The 5,687-nt window shown below is 66.3% G+C and carries 6 protein-coding genes; 2 read left to right on the top strand and 4 right to left on the bottom strand.

The genetic code is table 11. From position 1 onward, the window contains the following. The 4 genes from KIP79_RS49950 to KIP79_RS45780 form a co-directional block, all read right to left on the bottom strand. Positions 1-1,377, bottom strand: a 1,377-nt coding sequence (locus KIP79_RS49950; RefSeq protein WP_308170254.1) for a GntR family transcriptional regulator, incomplete at its 3' end; no start/stop codon positions are given. A gap of 26 nt (positions 1,378-1,403) precedes the next feature. Further along, complete coding sequence (locus tag KIP79_RS45770) at positions 1,404-2,129, bottom strand: hypothetical protein (RefSeq protein WP_214111358.1); 726 nt, start codon at positions 2,127-2,129, stop codon at positions 1,404-1,406. After that, complete coding sequence (locus tag KIP79_RS45775; RefSeq protein ID WP_214111359.1) at positions 2,119-2,514, bottom strand: hypothetical protein; 396 nt, start codon at positions 2,512-2,514, stop codon at positions 2,119-2,121. Before KIP79_RS45775 ends, KIP79_RS45770 begins: the two co-directional genes overlap by 11 nt. After that, positions 2,511-3,305: an SAM-dependent methyltransferase gene (locus KIP79_RS45780; RefSeq protein ID WP_308170255.1), complete on the bottom strand. Its 795-nt coding sequence runs from the start codon at positions 3,303-3,305 to the stop codon at positions 2,511-2,513. Before KIP79_RS45780 ends, KIP79_RS45775 begins: the two co-directional genes overlap by 4 nt. 199 nt (positions 3,306-3,504) lie before the next feature. On the opposite strand from KIP79_RS45780, the gene KIP79_RS45785 reads away from it, so the two are divergent. Further along, on the top strand, positions 3,505-4,356 hold the full coding sequence (locus KIP79_RS45785) for a helix-turn-helix domain-containing protein (RefSeq protein WP_214111360.1): 852 nt from the start codon (positions 3,505-3,507) through the stop codon (positions 4,354-4,356). A gap of 12 nt (positions 4,357-4,368) precedes the next feature. Next, positions 4,369-4,935, top strand: a complete 567-nt coding sequence (gene cyaB / locus KIP79_RS45790) for a class IV adenylate cyclase (RefSeq protein ID WP_214111361.1) — start codon at positions 4,369-4,371, stop codon at positions 4,933-4,935. Positions 4,936-5,687 lie beyond the last annotated feature (752 nt).

Raw genomic sequence — 5,687 nt, forward strand, 5'->3', positions numbered from 1 at the left:
CGCGATCCCGCCCGCGCGGATCTCCTTGGCGATCACGTCGGCGATCTGCACATACAGCGGGCGCAGATAATCCGCCTTCGGCGTCCCCTCCAGACCCACGAACGAGCCCTCCCCCTGCACGGTATGGGCCAGCTCCCGCTCACGTAACTCCCGATGCACCCGCCGGGCGGTCATCTGCGCCACCCCGAAGTCCTGCATCAGTTCGTTTTCGCTCGGAACCCGATCACCGGGCTGGAGATCACCATTGGCGATCCGCTTGGCGATGATGTCGGCGATCTGGACATACACCGCCACCATGCCCCTACGGCGGATCAGCCCGCTCTGCCCCGACTGGTCAGAGCCTTCGTTCATCGTTTCCTCACTCTCGTCTCTATTTCGAACCTTGCTCTTCCGCCCCGCTCCGTACGCCGGGGGGAACGGCGTCCCCCGCGCAGTCGTTCTCACCCGCCCGCGTGAACCTCCCCCAGACCAGATCTCCACCCCCGCCGCCACCAGCCGCGAACGCACCGTGGTGAAGCTCACCCCCAGCGACCGGGCTAACGCGGTGATGCTCTCCCCGCCCCGGTAGCGGCGCACCAACCCCTCATCAGCCACCACGACGGGCGTACGCCCACCCCAAACCCAGGCAGGCCGCACCTCCACCCCCGCCGCCAACAACCGGGAACGCACCCTCCCGAAATCCACGCCCAGCGACCGGGCGATGGCGTTGATGCGCTCCCCGCCCCGATAGCGGCGCACCAACTCCTCATCCGAGACCCCCAGCGGCTTACCCGCCCGTCCTTTCGGCCGGAGCCGCACCCCCGCCGCCACCAGCCGCGAACGCACCGTGGAGAAGTCCACGCCCAGCGATCCGGCCATGGCGGAGATGGTCTCCCCGGCCTCATACCGGCCTGCCAGCTCCTCATCAGGCACCATCGGCACGTGCCGACCGGGAGGCCGGATCTCCACCCCCGCCGCCAGCAACCGGCAACGAACCGTCAGCTTGTCCACACCCAGCGACCCGGCGATGGCACGCATGCTCTCCCCAGCCTCATACCGGCGCACCACCTCCTCAGCGGAGACCCCCAGCCCCGTACCCGCCGCGCTTCTCCGCCTGATCCGCACACCCGCCGACACCAGCCGGGAACGGACCGTCAGCTTGTCCACACCCAGCGACCCGGCGATGGCGCGCATGCTCTCCCCGGCCTCATAGCGGCGCACCACATCCGGATCAGCCACCACCGGCACCCGCCGACGACCGGCAGACCGGATCTCCACACCCGCCGCCACCAGCCGAGACCGGATCCTCTGCGGGTTGGTGTCCACCGATTCGGCAATCGCGATGTAGCTCTCCCCGGCCTGATAGCGGCGCACCAGCTCCTCATCGGAGATCTCCACCGGCTGACGAGACCGCCGACGCCGCCTCATCCCGCACTCACCACATCCGCCCCGCCGTCCCCCCGCCGGATCCCGTACAGACGCATCACCAACTGCGTGGCCAGCACGCGCGGATGCCGCGCGAACTCATCCAGCCCCACATACACGTTCTGCTGGACCAGCTTCGGCATACGCCAGCCCGCGCCCGGCCCCGGCTCGAACACCCCAGCCAGCACCGCCACCGGCTCGGCATACTCCACCGTCACCACCTCCGCACCGGCCCGCAATCGAGGACACAACCGCAACGACACGGGAATGTGCTCACGGCAGACCGCAGGCTGATTGGTGTCCCCGGCATTACGCACCCACGACAGCGCCTGAAAAGAGGTCTCGGTAAGGACCCAGGCAAGCGGCTGGCCCGGCTCCGCCGCCGGTAGCCCGCAGATCTGACACAGAAGCTCGCTCATGCACTTCCACTGCCGAACGGTGTTGACCTTCCGCCACAACGGCTCACCAACACCGGTATCGGCCACCCGCACCCGCAGCATCCCGCGCACCCAGTCAGCCGCCTTGCCCGGCGCATAGGTCAGGTAAGGCTCTCCCTTGCCCCGACTCCGATCCATGGCGAAAACCGGCCGATCTTCCACCAGCTCACCCGAACGCGCGATCACATAAGGAACCGGAATCGCGGCGTTGCCGTAGGTGGCCAGCGGAACCACACCCGCCCGCAGCCCTGGCGACGCCGCACCCCACGTCACCTGTTCACCGCCCATAGGTCAGGCCACCCGGCCCCGCAGACATCGGCGACATCGCCGACCCCGGCGAGGTGGCCAGCACGGTCAGTTCTTCCACGACCTCATCAGCCGCCCACCCGAACCGCCGCGCCCCCTCCCGGCCCCGGATCTCCGATGCCTCAAACCCCGTGCTTCCGCACGACAGCACCGCAACCGGCCCGCCGCCGACGCCCAGCACTTCCAGCCGCATCGGCTCGTGATCCACCGTGGACTGCCCCACCGCCGCCGACACCAGCCGCACCCGCACCACACCCCTGTGCGCCCGCGTCTCCACCCCGCGATCACGCAGAGCCGACCGCACCCCCGCCAGAGCCTGTAACGCCCGCAACTCCCGTTCCGCCGCTTCCCTCGTCTGACCGCTCACGGCTTGATCCCCACCCCGGCCAGGACCGGCGCATCCACATCAAACGCGAACACGTCCTCATCCCGCCGCCAGTCCCGGACCCGAACCACCCCCGGATTCACCAGGGACACACCGTCGAAGAACCCCCGCACCGCATCCGCCGACCGAGGCACCATCGACTCGTTGGCCCCCCGGTAGCCATCGGCCGCCGCCTCCAGGGTTTCCTTCGTCGCCTCCGCATGCGAGAGCACCAGGCACGACCCCGGCGGCATCGCCCCCATCAACTCCCGCACCAGCCGATGCGGCTCAGACACATCGGTCACGAAGTGCAGCACCGCCACCAGCAGCACCGCCACCGGACGAGACAGGTCCAGATGCGCCCGCAACTCCGGATTGGCAAGGATCTCCGCCGGGGCGCGCACGTCCCCCTCTATGGCCAACGTCTCCGGGTCCCGCGCCAGCAGCGCACGCGCGTGAGAAAGCACCACAGGGTCGATGTCCACGTACACCACCCGCGACGCCGTATCCACCCGCTGCGCCACCTGATGAACGTTGTCCCGCGTCGGGAGGCCCGCCCCGATGTCCAGGAACTGCCGAATCCCCAGAGTCCCGGCCACGTACCGCACCGCCCGACCCAGGAACGCCCGGTTAGCCCGCGCGATCCCCGGCGACTCCGGAAGCACCTTCAGCACCTGCTCAGCGGCCATCCGGTCCGCGTGGTAGTGATCTTTACCGCCCAGGAAAAGGTCGTAGATCCGCGCCACGTTCGGGACATTCGGATCCACAGGCATCCACGAATCCGCCCGCTCCACGCCCGACCCCGACGCGCTGTCCTGCCTGGTCAGGCCAGCCGACCGCTTCCCCCTCAGCAGCTCAGGATCCATGGGGAGACGCGGCGATTCATGCAATGTCATGGAGTAACCATCACCTGTCTCCGGACGTGTCCCCATTTCACGGCAGGTATCTCACGGTGAGATGTACACTCCTTTCAGCCTTCACCGGGAGTCATCCATGACACACGCCCCGTCCGAGCTGATCGTGATTCCGTCCCGTGGCTGGCGGCATCCCATGACTCAGCGAGCACTCCAGGAACGTGATATACGGGCGCTGTTTCTCCTGGCACAGAAGTACGGTGCGACACAGACCCGGCTCGCTCACGCGACGGGCCTGCTCCAAGGTCGGGTAAGCGAGATCATCCGTGGCAGCCGTAAGGTGACCGCCCTTGACGTTCTTGAGCGCATCGCTGATGGACTGGCCATGCCAGACGATGCCCGAATGGCTTTTGGCCTCGCGCCACAACATCCGGTGGGACTGGACCATCTTGGACCGGTAGGACGCGCTGAGATCATCAACGTCTTCCCATCCCAGTCAACAGCGGCTCAGGACATTCGCCTTGTAACCCGCGACGCCACAAGGCTCGACGTGCTGGCTGTCCGAGGGCTAGGGCTTCTGGGTCTCAACGACTCACTGCTACGTCCTGGACTGGCCACCGAGTTTGAAGATCAGAGACGGCTCCGAGTGCTCCTCCTTGATCCGAGCTGTGAAGCCGCGCATAGGAGAGCGCAAGAAATCGGGGAGTCACACGAGTCGTTCGCCGGAGGCATCACCCTCGCCGAAGCACGGCTAAGGGAGCTTGCCGCGCGCGCGACATGGCTCGCGGTTGAGGTATTTCGCTACACGACCACTCCCGTATGGCGAATCATCTCGCTAGATGAGATCCAATACGTATCCGCATTCGGAGAGGGATGGGAGGGACACGAATCAGCCGTCTACAAGATCGCACCGTCGCCTCAGGGAGTACTCCATCGCGGTTTCCGTCGCACGTTCGACACCGTCCTAGCCGCCGCCGAACGGGTCATCTGAGAGGAGCCCAGGTTGATCGAAGGTGAGCTGAAGGCCCGCGTACATCAGCCCTCCGGAGTACGAGAGAAGCTCCGCGAACGCGCAACCGAACAACGGACCACGTATCACGACGTCTACTACGACCAGCATGACGGCACGTTCACCGCGTCAGGCCGCGAGCTGCGTGTGCGAACCATCACCAGCAAGGACGCGACTCGGACTCTGCTCACTTTCAAAGAGCCAGCCGTCGATGAAGCCAGCGGTTCCAAACCGGAGCACGAAACGGAGATCGGCGATGCCGCCACCATGGATAGGATCCTGCGCGCCCTGCGATATGAGCGCCTGATCTCATTCGAAAAGCACTGTGAGAACTTCGCTTACCACGTGGAGGGCTACCAGGTGCTTGCAAGCCTGGTCACAGTTCCCGAACTCGACGGGACGTTCATCGAGATCGAGACGTTGGTGAGCAGCGAGGGTCTATCAGTGGCGCTCGATGTACTCAGGGCCGAACTCGCTCGGCTGGGCATAGCCGACGATGACCTTACGACCGAGTTGTACACCGACGCAGTCAAGCAGCGACGCGACTCACATAGTGTCTAAAGGATCTCGGATGTTCCCGGGGCGCGTGACCGATGAAGCGCATACGAGTTAGAACAGCCTCCGGAGGGGGCTCCTGCGTCCAGGATGGCAGGAGCCCGCACATGGGCGCGGGTCGCGGGGTGGCATGGCTGGGGAGCCGTGGTGTCATCCCGTCCGCCATCACCTCTACGCGCAGCACAGCAGACCAGGGGTGACCGGTCCAGGTCGTTCCTCCAGTGGGGGGCTCCACCTGGACCGGTCACCCCTGGCCCGCTCAGCCACACTCCGGGCGATAGCGGACGGGATGACACCCCGGGAAGGGAAGAAGTGTGAGGATGGGGACACATCCCGCCGCAGCGCAGGGCAACCACCGGCAGACAGTACGGGCCAAGGCGCAGCAGGCCCCCCGTGATCCGGACCGCCAGGCCATCAGGCCAGGTGAGACGCCATGGCAAGCAACCACGACACGGGAGCACACTGGCCCGTGCGTGGCCCGCGAATGGTAAGCAGAAGCTGGTATCAGTTGGCGACAGTGGGACACCTCCAACGCCGCTGAAAGACATATCCCCAGGTCAGAGCCTACTTTGAGGCGTTGACCAGGGGGGTTGCAGGGTGACCCCCGATGGCTTATCTCCATGGGTGGGTGCGAGCACACGGCAATCAGGCTTTCGCGTGCCGAACGGCAGCGGACCCACCCGGCGGAGCCGGGCCCCCGACCGGAGGTCGAACAAGGGTGGGTGGGTGGGAGTACCGCGGCGATCAATCCCCCCATG

The sequence above is a fragment of the Acrocarpospora catenulata genome, from assembly GCF_018476525.1.
Lineage (GTDB): Bacteria > Actinomycetota > Actinomycetes > Streptosporangiales > Streptosporangiaceae > Acrocarpospora > Acrocarpospora catenulata.